This is a genomic window from Micromonospora sp. A200, from assembly GCF_029893845.1.
GTDB lineage: Bacteria > Actinomycetota > Actinomycetes > Mycobacteriales > Micromonosporaceae > Micromonospora > Micromonospora purpureochromogenes.
Map to the genome: position 1 here is coordinate 125,206 of NZ_JARXXY010000014.1, position 16,015 is coordinate 141,220.

At 73.6% G+C, this 16,015-nt stretch carries 16 protein-coding genes; 13 read left to right on the forward strand and 3 right to left on the reverse strand.

Annotation, left to right across the window (positions count from 1 at the left end; genetic code table 11):
• The 4 genes from M2302_RS15835 to M2302_RS15850 are packed head-to-tail and all read left to right on the forward strand — an operon-like array spanning position 1 to position 3,031.
• Positions 1 to 1,116, forward strand: a complete 1,116-nt coding sequence (locus tag M2302_RS15835) for a Xaa-Pro peptidase family protein (RefSeq protein WP_280838666.1) — start codon at positions 1 to 3, stop codon at positions 1,114 to 1,116.
• On the forward strand, positions 1,113 to 2,255 hold the full coding sequence (locus M2302_RS15840; RefSeq protein WP_280838667.1) for an acyl-CoA dehydrogenase family protein: 1,143 nt from the start codon (positions 1,113 to 1,115) through the stop codon (positions 2,253 to 2,255). The genes M2302_RS15835 and M2302_RS15840 overlap by 4 nt, the downstream gene beginning before the upstream one ends.
• A 9-nt stretch (positions 2,256 to 2,264) precedes the next feature.
• Positions 2,265 to 2,486 (forward strand): DUF433 domain-containing protein, encoded by a 222-nt coding sequence (locus M2302_RS15845; protein WP_154936964.1) that lies wholly within the window; start codon positions 2,265 to 2,267, stop codon positions 2,484 to 2,486.
• A 53-nt stretch (positions 2,487 to 2,539) separates the two neighbouring features.
• Positions 2,540 to 3,031, forward strand: coding sequence for an Lrp/AsnC family transcriptional regulator (locus M2302_RS15850; protein WP_280838668.1), 492 nt, complete (start codon positions 2,540 to 2,542; stop codon positions 3,029 to 3,031).
• An 8-nt stretch (positions 3,032 to 3,039) separates the two neighbouring features.
• Here the strand turns inward: M2302_RS15850 and M2302_RS15855 are convergent, their stop codons facing one another.
• A complete protein-coding gene (locus M2302_RS15855) occupies positions 3,040 to 3,606 on the reverse strand; it encodes a histidine phosphatase family protein (protein WP_280838669.1) in 567 nt (188 codons plus the stop codon).
• Positions 3,607 to 4,129: 523 nt separating this feature from the next.
• Between M2302_RS15855 and M2302_RS15860 the strand changes: the two genes are divergently transcribed.
• A complete protein-coding gene (locus tag M2302_RS15860) occupies positions 4,130 to 4,321 on the forward strand; it encodes a CsbD family protein (RefSeq protein WP_280838671.1) in 192 nt (63 codons plus the stop codon).
• 62 nt (positions 4,322 to 4,383) lie between these two features.
• The gene (locus M2302_RS15865) at positions 4,384 to 4,716 is read left to right on the forward strand and encodes a YnfA family protein (protein ID WP_088962221.1); all 333 of its coding nucleotides are present in this window, start codon (positions 4,384 to 4,386) and stop codon (positions 4,714 to 4,716) included.
• Positions 4,717 to 4,886: 170 nt separating this feature from the next.
• On the opposite strand, the gene M2302_RS15870 is transcribed toward M2302_RS15865, so the two are convergent.
• The gene (locus tag M2302_RS15870; protein ID WP_280838672.1) at positions 4,887 to 6,293 is read right to left on the reverse strand and encodes a lysine 2,3-aminomutase; all 1,407 of its coding nucleotides are present in this window, start codon (positions 6,291 to 6,293) and stop codon (positions 4,887 to 4,889) included.
• Positions 6,294 to 6,450: 157 nt separating this feature from the next.
• On the opposite strand from M2302_RS15870, the gene M2302_RS15875 reads away from it, so the two are divergent.
• From M2302_RS15875 to M2302_RS15900, 6 genes are all read left to right on the forward strand, one after another.
• The gene (locus M2302_RS15875; protein ID WP_280838721.1) at positions 6,451 to 7,500 is read left to right on the forward strand and encodes a zinc-binding alcohol dehydrogenase; all 1,050 of its coding nucleotides are present in this window, start codon (positions 6,451 to 6,453) and stop codon (positions 7,498 to 7,500) included.
• A gap of 5 nt (positions 7,501 to 7,505) precedes the next feature.
• The gene (locus tag M2302_RS15880) at positions 7,506 to 9,077 is read left to right on the forward strand and encodes an amidohydrolase family protein (RefSeq protein WP_280838673.1); all 1,572 of its coding nucleotides are present in this window, start codon (positions 7,506 to 7,508) and stop codon (positions 9,075 to 9,077) included.
• A 67-nt stretch (positions 9,078 to 9,144) separates the two neighbouring features.
• Positions 9,145 to 10,707, forward strand: a complete 1,563-nt coding sequence (locus tag M2302_RS15885) for a lysine 5,6-aminomutase subunit alpha (protein ID WP_280838674.1) — start codon at positions 9,145 to 9,147, stop codon at positions 10,705 to 10,707.
• Complete coding sequence (locus M2302_RS15890; protein ID WP_280838675.1) at positions 10,704 to 11,465, forward strand: OAM dimerization domain-containing protein; 762 nt, start codon at positions 10,704 to 10,706, stop codon at positions 11,463 to 11,465. Before M2302_RS15885 ends, M2302_RS15890 begins: the two co-directional genes overlap by 4 nt.
• Positions 11,462 to 11,854: a hotdog domain-containing protein gene (locus M2302_RS15895; RefSeq protein WP_280838676.1), complete on the forward strand. Its 393-nt coding sequence runs from the start codon at positions 11,462 to 11,464 to the stop codon at positions 11,852 to 11,854. The genes M2302_RS15890 and M2302_RS15895 overlap by 4 nt, the downstream gene beginning before the upstream one ends.
• The gene (locus M2302_RS15900; protein WP_280838677.1) at positions 11,851 to 13,188 is read left to right on the forward strand and encodes a glutamate mutase L; all 1,338 of its coding nucleotides are present in this window, start codon (positions 11,851 to 11,853) and stop codon (positions 13,186 to 13,188) included. The genes M2302_RS15895 and M2302_RS15900 overlap by 4 nt, the downstream gene beginning before the upstream one ends.
• Positions 13,189 to 13,590: 402 nt before the next feature.
• Here M2302_RS15900 and M2302_RS15905 read toward each other — a convergent pair whose 3' ends face one another.
• Positions 13,591 to 14,295 carry an alpha/beta fold hydrolase gene (locus M2302_RS15905; protein ID WP_280838678.1) on the reverse strand — a complete coding sequence of 235 codons (705 nt, stop codon included), beginning with the start codon at positions 14,293 to 14,295 and terminating at the stop codon, positions 13,591 to 13,593.
• Positions 14,296 to 14,437: 142 nt separating this feature from the next.
• On the opposite strand from M2302_RS15905, the gene lnt reads away from it, so the two are divergent.
• Complete coding sequence (lnt, locus tag M2302_RS15910; RefSeq protein ID WP_280838722.1) at positions 14,438 to 16,009, forward strand: apolipoprotein N-acyltransferase; 1,572 nt, start codon at positions 14,438 to 14,440, stop codon at positions 16,007 to 16,009.
• Positions 16,010 to 16,015 lie beyond the last annotated feature (6 nt).

Below are 16,015 nucleotides of genomic sequence, written 5' to 3' on the forward strand. Positions count from 1 at the left end.
GTGGGAACCGAGGAGCTGTACCCCGCCGACCGGCTGGCCGCCGCGCGCCGCGCCACCGCCGCCGCCGGCCTGGACGCGCTGCTGCTCACCCCCGGTTCCGACCTGCGCTACCTGACCGGCTACGACGCGCACGCGGGGGAGCGGCTGACCTGCCTGGTGCTGCCCGCCGACGGCGAGCCGACCCTGATCGTCCCCACCCTGGAACGGCCGGCCGCCGAGGCGTCCCCGGCCCCGGCCACCGGCGTGCGCATCGTCGACCACGCCGACGGCACCGACCCGTACCCGCTGGTCACCGCCGCGCTCGGCGGACCGGTCGGGGCGGTCGGGCTGGCCGACCGGATGTGGGCCGAGCAGGTCCTCGCGCTGCGCGCCGCGCTGCCCGGGGCGACCCAGCGGCTGGCCGGCGAGGTGTTGCGCGAGTTGCGGGTGCGCAAGTCGCCGGCCGAGGTCGCCGCTCTGGCGGAGGCGGGCGCCGCGATCGACGCGGTGCACGCCCGGATGGGTGAGTGGCTGCGGCCGGGGCGGAGCGAGGCCGAGGTGGCCAGCGACATCGCCGCGGCGATCCGCGCCGCCGGCCACGCGACCGTGGACTTCGTCATCGTCGCCGCCGGCCCGAACGGCGCCAGCCCGCACCACGGCACCTCGGACCGCCCGATCCAGGCCGGCGAACCGGTCGTCGTCGACATCGGCGGGACCATGCCCTCGGGCTACTGCTCCGACTCCACCCGCACCTATCTCGCCGGCGGGCGCGCCCCGGCCGAGTTCACCGACTACTACCAGGTGCTGCACGCGGCGCAGCGCGCCGCCGTGGCCGCGGTCCGGCCCGGCGTGACCGCCGAGGCGGTCGACGCGGCCGCCCGTGAGCCGATCACCGCCGCCGGGTACGGCGACGCCTTCCTGCACCGCACCGGCCATGGCATCGGCCTGGACGGGCACGAGGAGCCGTACGTCGTCGCCGGCAACTCCCGGTCGTTGGAGCCCGGCATGGCGTTCTCCATCGAACCCGGCATCTACCTCGCGGGCCGACACGGCGCCCGCATCGAGGACATCGTCGTCTGCACGACGGACGGCGTACACCGGCTCAACACCACCCCCACGGAGCTCATCGCGCTATGACTGTCGACCGGATCCTCCCCACCGACGAGGCCCACGACCTGCTCGACCTCGCCACCGAACTCGCCGACCGCGAGCTGGCCCCCCGGGCCGCCGGGTTCGAGGAGCGCGCCGAGTTCCCCCGGGAGGTGCTGCGCACCCTTGGCCGGGCCGGCCTGCTCGGCCTGCCCTACGCCGAGGAGTACGGCGGCGCCGCCCAGCCGTACGAGGTCTATCTCCAGGTGCTGGAGATCCTGGCCAGCCGCTGGCTCGCCGTGGCCGAGGCGGTCAGCGTGCACACCCTGTCCTGCTACCCGGTGGCCCAGTTCGGCAACGACGCCCAGCGCAAGCTGCTGCCCGACATGGTCGGCGGGGAGCTGCTCGGGGCGTACTGCCTCTCCGAGCCGCAGGGTGGCTCGGACGCGGCGGCGATGACCACGAAGGCCGTCCGCGACGGTGACTCGTACGTCGTCTCCGGCACCAAGGCGTGGATCACGCACGCCCGGGTCGCGGACTTCTACAACATCTTCTGCCGCACCGGCGGCCCCGGCCCGAAGGGCATCTCCTGCCTGCTGGCCGACCGGAACACTGCGGGCCTGCACCCGCAGGCCGCCGAACGGACCATGGGCCTGCACGCCTCCCCGGTCGCGCAGATCGCCTTCGACGACGCCCGGGTGCCCGCCGACCGGCTGATCGGCGGCGAGGGCATGGGCTTCACCATCGCCATGTCGGCCCTGGACTCCGGCCGGCTCGGCATCGCCGCCTGCGCGGTCGGGCTGGCCCAGGCCGCCCTCGACTACGCGGTCGGGTACGCGAAGGAACGGCGCCAGTTCGGCCAGGCGATCATCGACTTCCAGGGGCTCGGCTTCAACCTCGCCGACCTGGCCACGCAGATCTCCGCCGCCCGGGCGCTGACGCTCGCCGCGGCCCGGCTGCGCGACGCCGGCCGGCCGTACTCGATCGAGGCGGCGAAGGCGAAGCTCTTCGCCACCGACGTGGCGATGCGGGTGACCACCGACGCGGTGCAGGTGCTCGGCGGCGCCGGATACGTCGTAGACCATCCGGTGGAGCGGTACATGCGGGAGGCGAAGGTGCTCCAGATCGTCGAGGGCACCAACCAGATCCAGCGGCTGGTGATCTCCCGGGCGCTGGCCAAGGGCTAGCCTGTCCCGGTGACCTTCCCCCGGATCACCGTCGACCCCGAGGTGATGGGCGGCGCGCCCTGCGTGCGGCAGTCCCGGATCCCGGTGGCCACCCTGCTGGCGATGATGGCGGAGGGGATGTCCGTCACCGACATCCTCACCGACCTGCCCTTCCTCGACGAGGAGGACATGGCCGAGGTGCTGAACTACGCGGCCGATGCGGTGCGCGACCGGACGGCCCGCCCAGCGTGACCGCGGCCGGCCGGTCGTCGCACCCCTGGCTTCCACCCGGTAGGTTGCACGCCGTGGAGGAGATCGACCGCGCCATCGTCGCCGCGCTGACCGTTGACGGTCGGCTGTCGTACACGGATCTGGCGGAGAAGGTGGGGCTGTCGGTCTCCGCGGTGCACCAGCGGGTCCGCCGGCTGGAGCAGCGCGGGGTGATCAACGGCTACGTCGCCCGGGTCTCGTTCGAGGCGCTGGACCTGCCGCTGACCGCGTTCGTGGCGATCCGCCCGTTCGACCCGTCGCAGCCGGACGACGCGCCGGAGCGGCTGGCCCACCTGCCCGAGATCGACTCCTGCTACTCGGTGGCGGGGGAGGACTTCTACCTGCTGCTGGTGCGGGTGGCCGGCCCGGCCGACCTGGAGCGGGTGCTCCAGGAGATCCGCACCGCGGCCAACGTCACCACCCGCACCACGGTGGTGCTCTCCACCCCGTACGAGGGGCGGCCGCCGAAGATCGACCTCGATCCGCGGACCCGGGTGCGGCCCCGCGCCAACGGCGAGGCCGGCTGAGCGGCCGGTCAGCCGCCGTTCCAGCGGAGGATGACGCGGCGCCCGTGCTCGTACCCGAGCACGCTGACCGTGGCGGTGTCCAGCCGGAGCTTCCCGCCGCCGGACGGGGGCAGCCCGATCCAGCGCGCGCCCACGACGCGCAGGTTGTGCGCGTGCCCGACCAGGGCGACGCTGCCTTTCTCGAGCAGGGGAGTGACCCGGTCGAGCAACCGGTCGACCCGCGCCCCGATCTGTTCGGGCGTCTCGCCGCCGGGACAGCCGTCGGTCCAGATGTTCCACCGCGGATCGTTCTTGTGGATGTCCACCGTGGTCCGGCCCTCGTACTCGCCGTAGTTCCACTCGGCCAGGTCCTCGTCCAGCTCGTCCACGGTGAGGCCGGCGAGCTGCGCGGTGGCCCGGGCGCGCTGGCGGGGACTGGACAGCACCCGGGCGAACCGCCGGCCGACCAGCACCCCGCCGAGGGCGCGGGCCTGTCGCTCGCCGTCGGGAGTCAGTGCCAGATCGGTGTACGAAGTGTGTTGGCGGCTGGCGCTCCAGGTGGTCTCGCCGTGCCGGACCAGGAGGATCTCGCTCATGCCCCCAGTCAACCAGGACCGGAGGCCCTTGGCCGGACAGTGACCACCCACCTATTGTCCTAGGACGGCTCAGCGGGTGTGGCGTGATCGTCGGGGGCTTCCGTAGCGGCTCGCTGCGTGGGCCATGCCGTGGCGCCGGCCGGCGGCGGGCGGTCGAGCCTGGTAGGGCAGGGGCGGCCGGGTCACCGGCTGGCCGGTCCTCCGCATATCGCCGAGATGGTGGTAACCACCCTTCCGCAACACCCCCATGTCGCCGACACGGGGCCGATCCAGCAGCCCGGACGCCGCGGTCGCGCCGGACCAGCGCAGCGTGCGCCCCGCACGGTCTTTCACGGTGCGCCAGGGAGTGCGCCTCCCGAACACTCTCAGACCAGTATCCTAGGATGCCAGACGCGACACGAGCCACGTCACACCGCAACGGAACCACGCCAAGGCGACCACGGTTTCGGGCCATGGTGACCGGGGACGCACTGGGGAGCGGAGCGAGAGCGCCTCGCTGACCGCCGGAGTAGCAGGAGGCGAGATGAGCTTCAGGGAGAAGGCGAAGAACAAGGCCCAGCAGCTCGCCGGCGTCGCGAAGGAGCGGATCGGCGACGTCACCGACAACGAGCGGATGCGTGGCGAGGGCGCCACCGACCAGAGCACCGCCCGGGCCCGGCAGACGGGCGGGGACCCCAGGGACGCCGGTCGCCGGGCGCGCGACACGTTCCGCTGACCCAGGCACCTGACGAGCGGTCCCCGGCGTTGCCCGGGGACCGCTCGATTAGCGTTGCGGGCGTGACGGTCGCCCGGTCCCTTCTGCTGTTCGCCCTGGCGGCGCTCGCCGAGATCGGCGGAGCCTGGCTGGTCTGGCAGGGCTGGCGCGAGCACCGGGGCCTGTGGTGGATCGCGGCCGGGGTGATCGCGCTGGGCTGCTACGGCTTCGTGGCCACCTTCCAGCCGGATCCACACTTCGGCCGGATCCTGGCCGCGTACGGCGGCGTTTTCGTGGCCGGTTCGCTGGCGTGGGGGATGGTGGTGGACGGTTTCCGGCCGGACCGCTGGGACCTGGCCGGTGCGGCGATCTGCCTGGTCGGCGTCGCCGTGATCATGTACGCCCCGCGCGCCTGACGCCGGTGACCGCCGCGATGTCGTGGCGGCGGCGGTCGGCCACCAACATCACGGTGAGCAGGGCGGTCACCACGGCCAGGTGCAGCGTGCCTCGCCGGGGCGGGCCGGGGAGGAAAGTCGTCACCCCCGCCGGCCGGTGGGCCGCGCGGGGGTGACGGGGGTGGTGCGGGTCAGTCGTCGCGGTGCTCGGTCCACCACTGCTGGCCGGCCTCGGGCAGGGTGTCGATCGGGTCGTAGTAGGCGTAGCGCTTGTTGAGCGCCTCCAGGTCGGCGGACTCGATCGAGGTGCGGTAGTTCTTGGTCCAGTATGAGATGCCGCGGTCGCGGTCGTACTCGGTGAGCATGTGCACCCAGCGCTTGCCGACGAAGGGGACGTCGCAGACGATCCGCGGGGTGGCGTAGCCGGGCAGGTAGCCCATGATGTCGTGCTGGAGTTGCTGGGCGTGCCAGACGGGGACCCGCCAGTGCTCGGCGTTGGGGATCATGTCGCACATGTAGAAGTAGTACGGCAGGATGCCCGCCTCACCCTGCAGGGCGAAGCAGAGGTCGAGCAGGTCGGGGGTGGTGGCGTTGACGCCGCGCATGAGCACGCCCTGGTTGCGTACGTCGCGGACGCCGACGTCGAGGGCGGTCTGGGCGGCCTTGGCGACCAGCGGGGTCAGCGACTGGGCGTGGTTGACGTGGGTGTGGATGGCCAGGTTGACGCCGCGTCGGGCGGCGGTGCGGGCGACCCGCTCCAGGCCCTCGACGACGTCGTGCTGGAGCCAGTGCTGAGGCAGGCCCATGAGGGCCTTGGTGGCGAGCCGGATGTCGCGGACGGTTTCCAGTTCCAGCAGCCGCATCAGGTACGACTCGAGGTTGCGCCACGGCACGTTGGCCACGTCGCCGCCGGAGACGACGACGTCGCGGACGCCGGGGTGGGCCTTGAGGTAGGCGATGTGGGCGTCGTAGCGGTCGACGGGCTTGAGGGTGAGCTTGAGCTTGTCGACGGCGGGGGTGGAGTTGCCGACCAGGTCCATCCGGGTGCAGTGCCCGCAGTACTGCGGGCAGGTGGAGAGCAGCTCGGCGAGGACCTTGGTGGGGTAGCGGTGGGTGAGGCCCTCGGCGACCCACATGTCGTGTTCGTGCAGTGAGTCGCGGCTGGCGTAGGGGTGTGAGGGCCAGTCGGTGCGCCGGTCGGAGGCGACGGGGATCATGTAGCGCCGCACGGGGTCGGCGAGGAACGCCTCGGTGGTCATCGGGGCGAACGGGACCATGGTGTTGAGCATCTGCGGCGGCACCAGCATGGACATGGTGGCCAGGGCCTTCTGGTCGGCCTCCAGGTCGGCGTAGAAGGTCTCGTCGACGAGGTCGCCGAGCACGGTGCGCAGCTGCTTGATGTTCTTGACGCAGTTGACGCGCTGCCACTGGGCGTTCTCCCACTGCTCCCGGGTGATGTGGCGCCAGCCGGGGAAGCGGGTCCAGTCGGGTTCGACCAGGGGGCTGCGGCGGTATTCGTACGGCTGCCCGGCGGTCGGCGTCGCGACCGGGGCGTGACGGGGTTGAGGGATGGTCTCAACCGGTTGGGTCTGGGTCACGGCCCCTCCTCGGTGCGTAGTGGTGCAGATGATCAGCGGCCCGTAGGCTACTGGAAAATATCCGGTGAAGATATTAGTCTGCCGGAAGTTTTCCCGCGATGCGAGCCCAGGCCGGGGCTTCACGCGGCTGACAGGGGAGGTCGGCGTGACGTCACCGGTGGGTCTGCACCGCGTTGTGGAACCGGCGGGGGTGCTGCCGCAGGCGGCGTGGCGGCTGGACGCCGACCCGCGGATCGCGCCGAACGAGGTGCGGATCCGGGTCGAGCGGCTGAACCTGGACGCGGCGAGCTTCCGGCAGTTGTCGGAGAAGCACGGCGGCGACGGGGAGAAGGTCCGCGCCGAGGTGCTGGAGATCATCGCCACCCGGGGCAAGATGCAGAACCCGGTGACCGGGTCGGGCGGCATGCTGATCGGCACCGTGGAGGAGGTCGGCCGGCGGTCGCCGCTGGAGCTGACGGCCGGTGACCGGGTGGCGACGCTGGTGTCGCTGACCCTGACCCCGCTGACCATCCTCGACGGGCTGGCCCGCTGGGACGGGCGCAGCGAGCAGGTGCCGTGCGACGGGTACGCGATCCTGTTCGCCCGGTCGATCGCGGCGGTGCTCCCGGCCGACCTGCACCCGGAGCTGTCCCTGGCGGTGCTGGACGTGTGCGGGGCGCCGGCGCTGACCGGCCGGGTCGTCGCGGAGCACGTGGCGCGCAGGCAGCGCGAGAACGACCCGACGCCGGTGACCGTGGCGGTGATCGGTGGGGCCGGTAAGAGCGGGTCGCTGTCCCTCGCGGCGGCGCGGCGGGCGGGCGCGGGTCGTACCGTCGGGGTGGTGCCGGTGGCGGCGGAGCGTGACGCGCTGGAGCGCGCCGGGCTGGCCTCGGTGGTCGCGTTGGCCGACGCCCGGGATCCGGTGGCGTTGTCGACGGCGGTGACGTCGGCGCTGGGGGTGCCGGCGGACGTGACGGTGGTCTGCGTGGACGTGCCGGGTTGCGAGCACGGGGCGGTGCTGGCCACGGCGGACGGCGGCACGGTGATCTTCTTCTCGATGGCCACGAGCTTCGCGGCGGCGGCGTTGGGCGCGGAGGGCCTGGCGGCGGACGTGACGATGCTGGTGGGCAACGGCTACGTGCCGGGTCACGCGGAGCTGGCGCTGGGTCTGCTGCGGTCGGAGCCGGGGGTCCGCGCTCTGTTCGAGTCCCGGCTGGCGGCAGACTGAGTGTCATGACGAACCCCTCGACTCTGTACCGCGGCGGCGTGCTGCACTGTCCGGCCGATCCGCGCGCGACGGCCCTGCTGGTGACCGACGGCCGGATCGCGTGGTTGGGTGCGGACCGGGACGCGCCGGCCGCCGACCGGGTGGTGGAGCTGGACGGTGCGCTGGTGACGCCGGCGTTCGTGGACGCGCACGTGCACGCCACGGACACGGGGTTGGCGTTGTCGGGGTTGGACCTGTCGGGGGTGCGGTCGGCGGCGGGGCTGCTGGAGGCGGTGGCGGCGTTCGCGGCGGGGTTGCCGTCGGATGCGGTGGTGCTGGGGCACGGTTGGGACGAGTCGAACTGGCTGGTGCCGCAGTTGCCGGACGCGGCGGCGCTGGACCGGGCGGCCGGGGGTCGGCGGGTGTACCTGTCGCAGGCGTCGATCCATTCGGCGCTGGTGTCGGCGGCGCTGCTGGCGGCGTGTCCGCAGGCGGCGCAGGCGGCCGGGTACGACGCGTCGGGGTGGTTGCGTCGGGATGCGCACCATGTGGTGCGGGCGGCGGCGTTCGCGGCGGTGACGCGCGCGCAGCGGGTCGCGGCGCAGCGGGCGGCCCTCGCACACGCGGCGTCGTTGGGCGTCGCGGCGGTGCACGAGTGCGGTGGCCCGGAGATCTCCGACGAGGAGGACTTCACCGGTCTGCTGGCGGTGTCGGGCGACGGCGTGCCGGAGGTGTACGGCTACTGGGGTGAGCTGCTGGGTGCGGCGCGGGCCCGGGAGTTGGGTGCGGTGGGGGCCGGTGGTGACCTGTTCGCCGACGGCGCGTTGGGGTCGCGGACGGCGCATGTGTCGGCGGCGTACCTGGACGGTGACGCGGGTTCGTGCGGGCACGGGTACGTCTCCGCGGACGAGGTGCGTGATCACCTGCTGGACTGTGCGGTGCACGGGATGCAGGGCGGGTTCCACGCGATCGGGGACGCGGCGATCTCGACGGTGCTGCAGGGGTTCGCGGCGGCGGCGGAGAAGCTGGGCACGGACCGGGTGCGGGCGGCGCGGCACCGGGTGGAGCACGCGGAGATCATGAACAAGCGGCTGATCGCCGGGTTCGTGGAGTACGGGATCGTGGCGAGCATGCAGCCGGCGTTCGACCGGTTGTGGGGTGGCGCGGGCCGGATGTACGAGTCGCGGTTGGGGTTGGACCGGTCGTTGGAGTCGAACCCGATGGGGGCGATGCACGCGGTCGGGGTGGCGTTGGCGTTCGGGTCGGATTCGCCGGTGACGCCGCTGGACCCGTGGGGTTCGGTGCGGGCGGCGGCGGCGCACCACAACCCGGTGCAGCGGATGAGTGCGCGGGCGGCGTTCGCGGCGCACACCCGGGGTGGCTGGCGGGCGGTGCACCTGGACAACGAGGGTGTGCTGGCGTTGGGGGCGCCGGCGACGTTCGCGGTGTGGTCGACGCCGGCGGGGGTGGAGCGGGGTCTGCCGGTGTTGCAGGCCGAGGACCCGGAGCTGCGGGGTCCGCAGGATCCGACGCCGTTGCCGGTGTGCCGGCGCACGGTGCTGCGCGGTGAGGTCATCTATGAGGAAGGGTCTGCGTGAGCGAGCGAAGGATCGAGGCAGCACGGGCGCGGGTCGCGCCGGCGGCGAGCGGGGCCGGGGTGACGGCGTGACGGGCAAGCTCGACCTGGATCCGGTGCTGGTGGCGCGGGCGCGGGAGTTGGCGCGCCGGGCCGGGCAGCCGGTGGTGGATCTGGCGCGTAGCCACACGACGGTGTCGGTGGAGCGGGCGGTGTTGCGGCTGGCCGGGGTGACCGGCGCGGACCCGGACGGCATTCCGTGGGTGAACCGGCTGGTCGACGCGGTGGTCGCCGACGTCGGGTTGGGGCACGGGGTGGCGGTGCCGGTGTTCGACGCCCTCGCGCGGGAGCAGATCAGCGACGTGACGTTGCTGGCGCAGAAGGCGGCGGCCGGGTCGGTGCGTTTCACGCAGCCGGCCGGGAAGGCGGCCACCGCCGCCCGGAAGGCGGCCCGCAAGGCGGTCGGGGCGGGTGTCCGGTTGATCGACCGGCGGCGTGTGGAGCGGGACCGGCTGGTGAAGCGGTACGGGGATCCGGCGCAGCGGCCGTGGATCTACCTGATCGTGGCGACCGGTGACATCTACGAGGACATCCCGCAGGCGCAGGCCGCGGCGCGGGCCGGCGCGGACGTGATCGCGGTGATCCGGTCGACGGGGCAGTCGTTGCTGGACTACGTGCCGGAGGGGGCGACCCGGGAGGGTTTCGCCGGCACGTACGCCACGCAGGAGAACTTCCGGTTGATGCGGGCGGCGTTGGACGAGACGTCGAAGGAGTTGGGCCGGTACGTGCGGCTGACGAACTACGCGTCGGGTCTGTGCATGCCGGAGATGGCGACCCTGGCCGGCCTGGAGCGGCTGGACATGATGCTCAACGACTCGATGTACGGGATCCTGTTCCGCGACATCAATCCGATCCGCACGTTTGTGGACCAGCGGTTCTCCCGGCAGGTGCACGCCCGGGCGGGGATCATCATCAACACCGGTGAGGACAACTACCTGACCACCGCCGACGCGGTGGACGAGGCGCACACGGTGACGGTGTCGCAGTTGCTCAACGAGTTCTTCGCGCACGAGGCGGGGTTGGCCGACTGGCAGTTGGGGTTGGGGCACGCGTTCGAGATCAACCCGGATCTGCCGGAGTCGTTCCGCCTGGAGTTGGCGCATGCGCTGTTGGCGCGGGAGTTGTTCCCGGACGCGCCGTTGAAGTGGATGCCGCCGACGAAGCACATGACCGGGGACGTGTTCCGCGGCAATCTGCTCGACGGGTTCTTCAACCTGGTGGGCGCCATGACCGGGCAGGGCATCCTGCTGGTGGGGATGATGACCGAGGCGGTGGTGACGCCGTGGCTGTCGGATCGGGACATCGCCCTGCAGAACGTGCGGTACGTGTTGGGCGCGGCCGGTGGGCTGCACGAGGACTTCGTGCCGGCGCCGGGCGGGTTCATCCAGCAGCGCGCCAACCGGGTGCTGGGTGAGGCGTTGGATCTGCTGGAGCGCATCGGTGACCAGTCGCTGTTGACGGCGATCGCCGAGGGCACGTTCGGGATCATGAAGCGGCCCGCGGACCGGGGCAAGGGCCTGGCGGGGGTGGCCGCGCACGACGCCGACTACTACAACCCGGCCACCGAGATCCTGGAAGGGGACCGCGCGTGACGGCGGCGGCGGAGAAGAAGATCGTCCGGCCGTACGGGGACACCACCGGTGACGGCATGGTGCAGGTGTCGTTCACGTTGCCGGTGCCGCACGACAAGCGGGCCGAGGGCGCGGCGCTCCAGCTGGCCAACAAGATGGGCATCGACCCGGCGATGCTGGTGCACGCCAAGCCGATGAGCGACGGGTTCACCTTCTTCGTGGTGTACGGGCGGGTGAACCATCTGGTGGACCTTGCCGCGGTGCAGGTGGTGGAGCGGGACTTCCCGCTGCTGAGCGCCAAGGAGGTCAACGCGGTGGTGAAGCAGCGGTTGCGGCGCAAGCTGTCGGTGGTGGGGGCGTGCATCGGCACGGACGCGCACACCGTGGGCATCGACGCGATCCTCAACGTCAAGGGCATCGCGGGGGAGAAGGGCCTGGAGTACTACCGGGAGCTGAAGGTCACCAACCTCGGCGCGCAGGTCAGCGTGCCGGAGCTGGTGGAGGCGGCCCGGGTGGAGAAGGCCGACGCGGTGCTGGTGTCGCAGGTGGTGACGCAGCGCGACGCGCACCTGCACAACACGCGGGAGATGTCCGCGGCGTTCCGGGAGGCGATGGCGGCGGGGAAGCGGCCGCTGCTGATCGTGGGCGGGCCGCGGTTCGACGAGACGATGACCGGCGAGCTGGGCGTGGACCGGATCTTCGGCCGGGGCACCACCCCGGGTGAGGTGGCCAGCTACCTGGTGCACGCGCTGATCACGAACAAGAAGGCGAAGGCATGAGTGATTCCCGGGTCGGGCTGACCGTCACCCACCGGCGGTATGTGCCGTACTCGCACGCCCACTACGCGGGGAACCTGGTCGACGGGGCGTACGCGCTGGGGTTGTTCGGGGACGTGGCGACGGAGGTGTGCATCCGCACCGACGGCGACGAGGGGTTGTTCGCGTCGTACTCGGATGTGCAGTTCCGCAGCGCCATGCGGGCCGGGGACGTGTTGGAGGTGACCGCGACGGTGACCCGGGTGGGTACCCGCAGCCGCACCATCGACTTCGAGGCGCGGGTGGTGTGCCGGGGTCGGCCGGACCGGTCGGAGTCCGCGGCGGAGGTGCTGCAGACGCCGATCGTTGCGGTCACCGCGACCGGCACCGTGGTCGTTCCACCGCCGGCGTGACCCTCGCCGTCTGCGCCGACGTCGGGTCCACGTACACGAAGGTCGCGGTGGTGGACCTCGACGGCGCCGCGCTGGTCGCGGCGGCGTCGGCGCCGACCACGGTCGGCACGGACGTGCTGCACGGCCTGGACGCCGCGGTCGGCGCGGCCACCGCCGGGCTCAGCGCGCGGGACCTGCCCTGGTACGTGTGCTCGTCGGCCGGTGGCGGGCTGCGCCTGGCGGTGGTGGGCTACGAGCCGCTGGTCACCGCGCAGGCGGGCCGGCGGGTGGGGTTGTCGGCGGGCGCGAACGTGGTGCACGTGGCCGCGGGCCGGCTCGGCGCGACCGACCTGGCGGCGTTGCGGGCGGCCCGCCCGGACGTGGTGCTGCTGGTCGGGGGCACCGACGGTGGGGACGCCGAGGTGTTGACGCACAACGCGACCCGGTTGGCGAAGGCCCGCTGGCGGGTGCCGGTGGTGCTGGCCGGTAACGTCGCGGTCCGCGACGAGCTGTCCGCGCTGCTGGCCGGGGCGGGGGTGCCGGTGACGGCGGCGGACAACGTGCTGCCGCGCATCGGGGTGCTGGCCCCGGCGTCGGCGCGGGCGGCGATCCGGGAGGTGTTCCTGCGGCACGTCATCGGCGGCAAGCGGCTGTCGCGGGGTACCCGGTTCGCGCGGCTGGTGCGCGCGGCCACCCCGGACGCGGTGCTGACCGGCGTGGAGGTGCTCGCCGACACCCTCGGCGGTGACCTGGCGGTGGTGGACGTCGGTGGGGCCACCACCGACGTGTACTCGGTGCTCACCCCGGACGAGCGGGCCGACGGGCCGGGCCGGGAGGTCGCCGGGACGCTGTGGCGGGCCCGCACCGTCGAGGGGGACCTGGGGATGCGGTGGAGCGCCCCGGGGGTGGTCCGCGCCGCCGCCGAGGAACGCCTGCTCGCGGTGGGGGAGCAGGACGTTCTGCAGCGGGCGGCGGTGGTGCGGGCCGCCGACCCGGGGTTCCTGGCCGAATCCGGCGCGGAGCGGGCCGCCGACCGGCGGATCGCGGCGCTGGCCGCGACGGTGGCGCTGCGCCGGCACGCCCGGGGCGCCGCCACCGGGGAACGCGCCGGCCGGGACCTGCGCGACGTGCGGCTGATGGTGGGTTCCGGTGGTGTGCTGCGGCATGCGCCCGCCGACCACGCCGCCGGGGTCCTCGCCGCGGTGCTGGCCGACCACGCCGGCGGGTGGCCGCTGCCCCGGGAGGCGCGCGCGGTGGTCGATGTGGACTACGTGCTGGCCGCCGGCGGGCTGCTCGCCGACGAGCATCCGCAGGCGGCGCGGGCGTTGCTGCGCCGGCATCTCGGCACGGATTGAGACGCGCCGACGCGACACGCCGTGTCGCAACACACGACTGGCCCGGGGTGGGTTGACAGCGGCGGGGGTGCAAGCCGTACCGTCTTTGAGTCCTACTACGGGAAGCGGCTGTTGTTCGCTTCGTCCCTTCGTCCGCTGGCCGAGCGACACGGTGCAACTCGTCGCGGCGGCCAGGTCCAGCGGGCGGGGGTCGGCGGGGCGGCGCGAACCGGCCGCGGTTACCGGTGTACGGGCAGGGTGAGAGGCACGGCCAGTAGACAACGGCCCGGCGGGGGCAGCCAGTCCGCGTCCGGTCGGTCCGAAGGTCGGCGCACCTCACTCTCGCCCCACCGGCCGGGAAGGGCCTGGGAGCATCGGGGCGCGGCGTATGCCGCGCCCCGATTTCTGTACCCGCCCGCCCGTTCAGATGTCCCGGGCGTAGGACTCCAGCAGGTCGGCCAGCCGGCGTGGCTGGCTCAACGCCAGCAGGTGCCCACCGGGCAGCTCGTCGGGGCGCACGCCGAGACGCTCGACGGCCAGGCGGCGCTGGAAGTCCGCCGGGAAGAACCGGTCGTCGCGGCCGGTCACCACCCGGGTCGGCACGTCCGGCCAGCGGCGCAGCGGGTTCGGCCGGACGAACACCGCCTCGGACTCCGGCGCGCCCCCGCCGTCGAGCAGCCGGGCGGTCACCTCGGCGGGCACGTCGTGGAAGAAGTCCACCGCCAGGTCGACGCCGGCGTGCGGGTCGCGGCCCTGCGCGGCGGCGTACCCGGCGCGGGCCGGGCCGTGGCCGGTGGCCGCCCACCAGTCGCCGGCCGTCTCACCCGGCGCCGGCACCATCGGGTTGACCAGCACCAGCAGCCGCACCGCCGGATGGTCGGCGACCAGCGGGGCGGTGAAGGCGCCCAGCGACTGCGCCACCAGCACCACCCGCGGGTGCGGGTCGACGGCGGCGCGGACCACGGCCGCGTACTCGGGCAGCGCGGCGTGTAGGTCGGCGGCGGGCAGCGGCACCGCCACCGCCTCCCGGCCCCGCCGGCGCAGCTCGTCGACCAGCAGGTGCCAGTAGTCGGCGCTGCCGCCGGCGCCGGGTATCAGCACGTACGTCACGGTCGGGGGCGCTGTCATGCCGGTCACCCTGCCAGCCGGGTACGACACGACCTGGTCCGGTCGGCGGCACCGGCCACCGCCGGCCGGGTAGCCTTCGGCGCGTGATCGTGGTGAGGTGCCGGTGACGACGCTCGACCGGGATGAGACCCGGGCCGCCGAGGTGGTTGGCCGCGCGGACGCACCGCGCGCGCTGCCGCTGCGGCTGGCCGTGCCCGCCGCCGTGCTCGCCGGCCTGGCGATGCTGCTGGCGTTCCCCCCGTACGGGGTGTGGCCGCTGGCCCCGGTGGGGGTGGCGCTGCTGGGCGCGGCGGCGCACCGGCGGCGGCTGCGCGCCGGCGCCGGTCTGGGCTTCCTGACCGGGGTGGCGCTGTTCGCGCCGATGCTGGAGTGGACCAACCTGCACACCGGCTACCTGCCGTGGGTGCTGCTGTCGCTGCTGCAGGCCGGCTACCTGGCGCTGCTCGGCGTCGCCACCGCGTGGGTGTCGCCGCTGGTCGACCGGCGCCGGTGGGCGTGGCCGGTGGTGACCGGGCTGCTCTGGGTGGCGCAGGAGGCGCTGCGCGACCGCACCCCGTTCGGCGGGTTCCCGTGGGGGCGGCTGGCGTTCAGCCAGGACACCTCCCCGCTGCTGCGGCTGGCCTGGCTCGGCGGCGCGCCGCTGGTGACGTTCGCCGTGGCGCTGACCGGTGGGCTGCTGCTCGCCGCCGGGTGGCGGCGCTGGCCGGGCCGCGACCGGCGCGGCTGGGCGCCGGTGGCGCTGCTGGTGGCGTCGGCCCTGGCGCTCACCGGTGGGGCGCTGCTGGTGCCCACCGGCGCCGCCGGCACCGGCCGGACCGTCACCGTGGCGGTCGTGCAGGGCAACGTGCCCCGCCTCGGGTTGGACTTCAACGCCCAACGCCAGGCGGTGCTCAACAACCACGTCGACGCCACCCTGGAGCTGGCCGCCGGGGTCGACGCCGGCACGCGGCCCCGTCCCGACCTGGTGGTGTGGCCGGAGAACTCCTCCGACATCGATCCGTTGCGCAACGCCGCCGCCGGGGAGCGGATCTCCCAGGCCGCCGACGCGATCGGCGCGCCGATCCTGGTCGGCGCGGTGCTGCTCGGCCCCGAGCGGGGGCAGGTGCGCAACGCGGGGATCCTGTGGCGCCCGGGCACCGGGGCGGACATGTCGCAGCTGTACACCAAACGGCATCCCGTCCCGTTCGCCGAGTACGTGCCGTTGCGCACGATCGCCCGGATGGTCAGCAAGCAGGTCGACCTCGTCCGCAACGACTTCGTGCCCGGCGAGCGGCCCGGCGTGGTCCGGTCCGGTCCGGCGGTGCTCGGCGACGTGATCTGCTTCGAGGTCGCCTACGACGGCCTGGTGCGCGACACCGTCGACGGTGGGGCGCAGCTGCTGGTGGTGCAGACCAACAACGCCACGTTCGACGTCGCCGAGGCCCGCCAGCAGTTGGCGATGGTGCGGCTGCGGGCCGTCGAGCACGGCCGGGGTGCGTTGATGGCCTCCACGGTCGGGGTGTCCGGGTTCGTGACCCCCGACGGGCGGGTAAGCGGCGCCACCGGGTTCAACACCCGCGCGGTGGTGCTGCGGCAGATGGCGCTCGCCGACGGGCGTACCCCCGCCACCCGGGCGGGTGTGTGGCCGGAGCTGGCCCTGGCCGGGCTCGCGGTGGCGGTCCTGGTGGCCGCCGGCGGGCTGCGCCGCCGCCGGGAGGTCGACGCCGGCCGGTGAGGCCGG

Bases quoted from the DNA above. Each gene is read 5' to 3' on its own strand.
- M2302_RS15860 (WP_280838671.1), top strand. From the start codon at position 4,130: ATGAGCTTCAGGGAGAAGGCGAAGAACAAGGCCCAGCAGCTCGCCGGC.
- M2302_RS15905 (WP_280838678.1), bottom strand. From the start codon at position 14,295: ATGACAGCGCCCCCGACCGTGACGTACGTGCTGATACCCGGCGCCGGC.
- M2302_RS15895 (WP_280838676.1), top strand. From the start codon at position 11,462: ATGAGTGATTCCCGGGTCGGGCTGACCGTCACCCACCGGCGGTATGTG.
- M2302_RS15880 (WP_280838673.1), top strand. From the start codon at position 7,506: ATGACGAACCCCTCGACTCTGTACCGCGGCGGCGTGCTGCACTGTCCG.
- M2302_RS15840 (WP_280838667.1), top strand. From the start codon at position 1,113: ATGACTGTCGACCGGATCCTCCCCACCGACGAGGCCCACGACCTGCTC.
- M2302_RS15855 (WP_280838669.1), bottom strand. From the start codon at position 3,606: ATGAGCGAGATCCTCCTGGTCCGGCACGGCGAGACCACCTGGAGCGCC.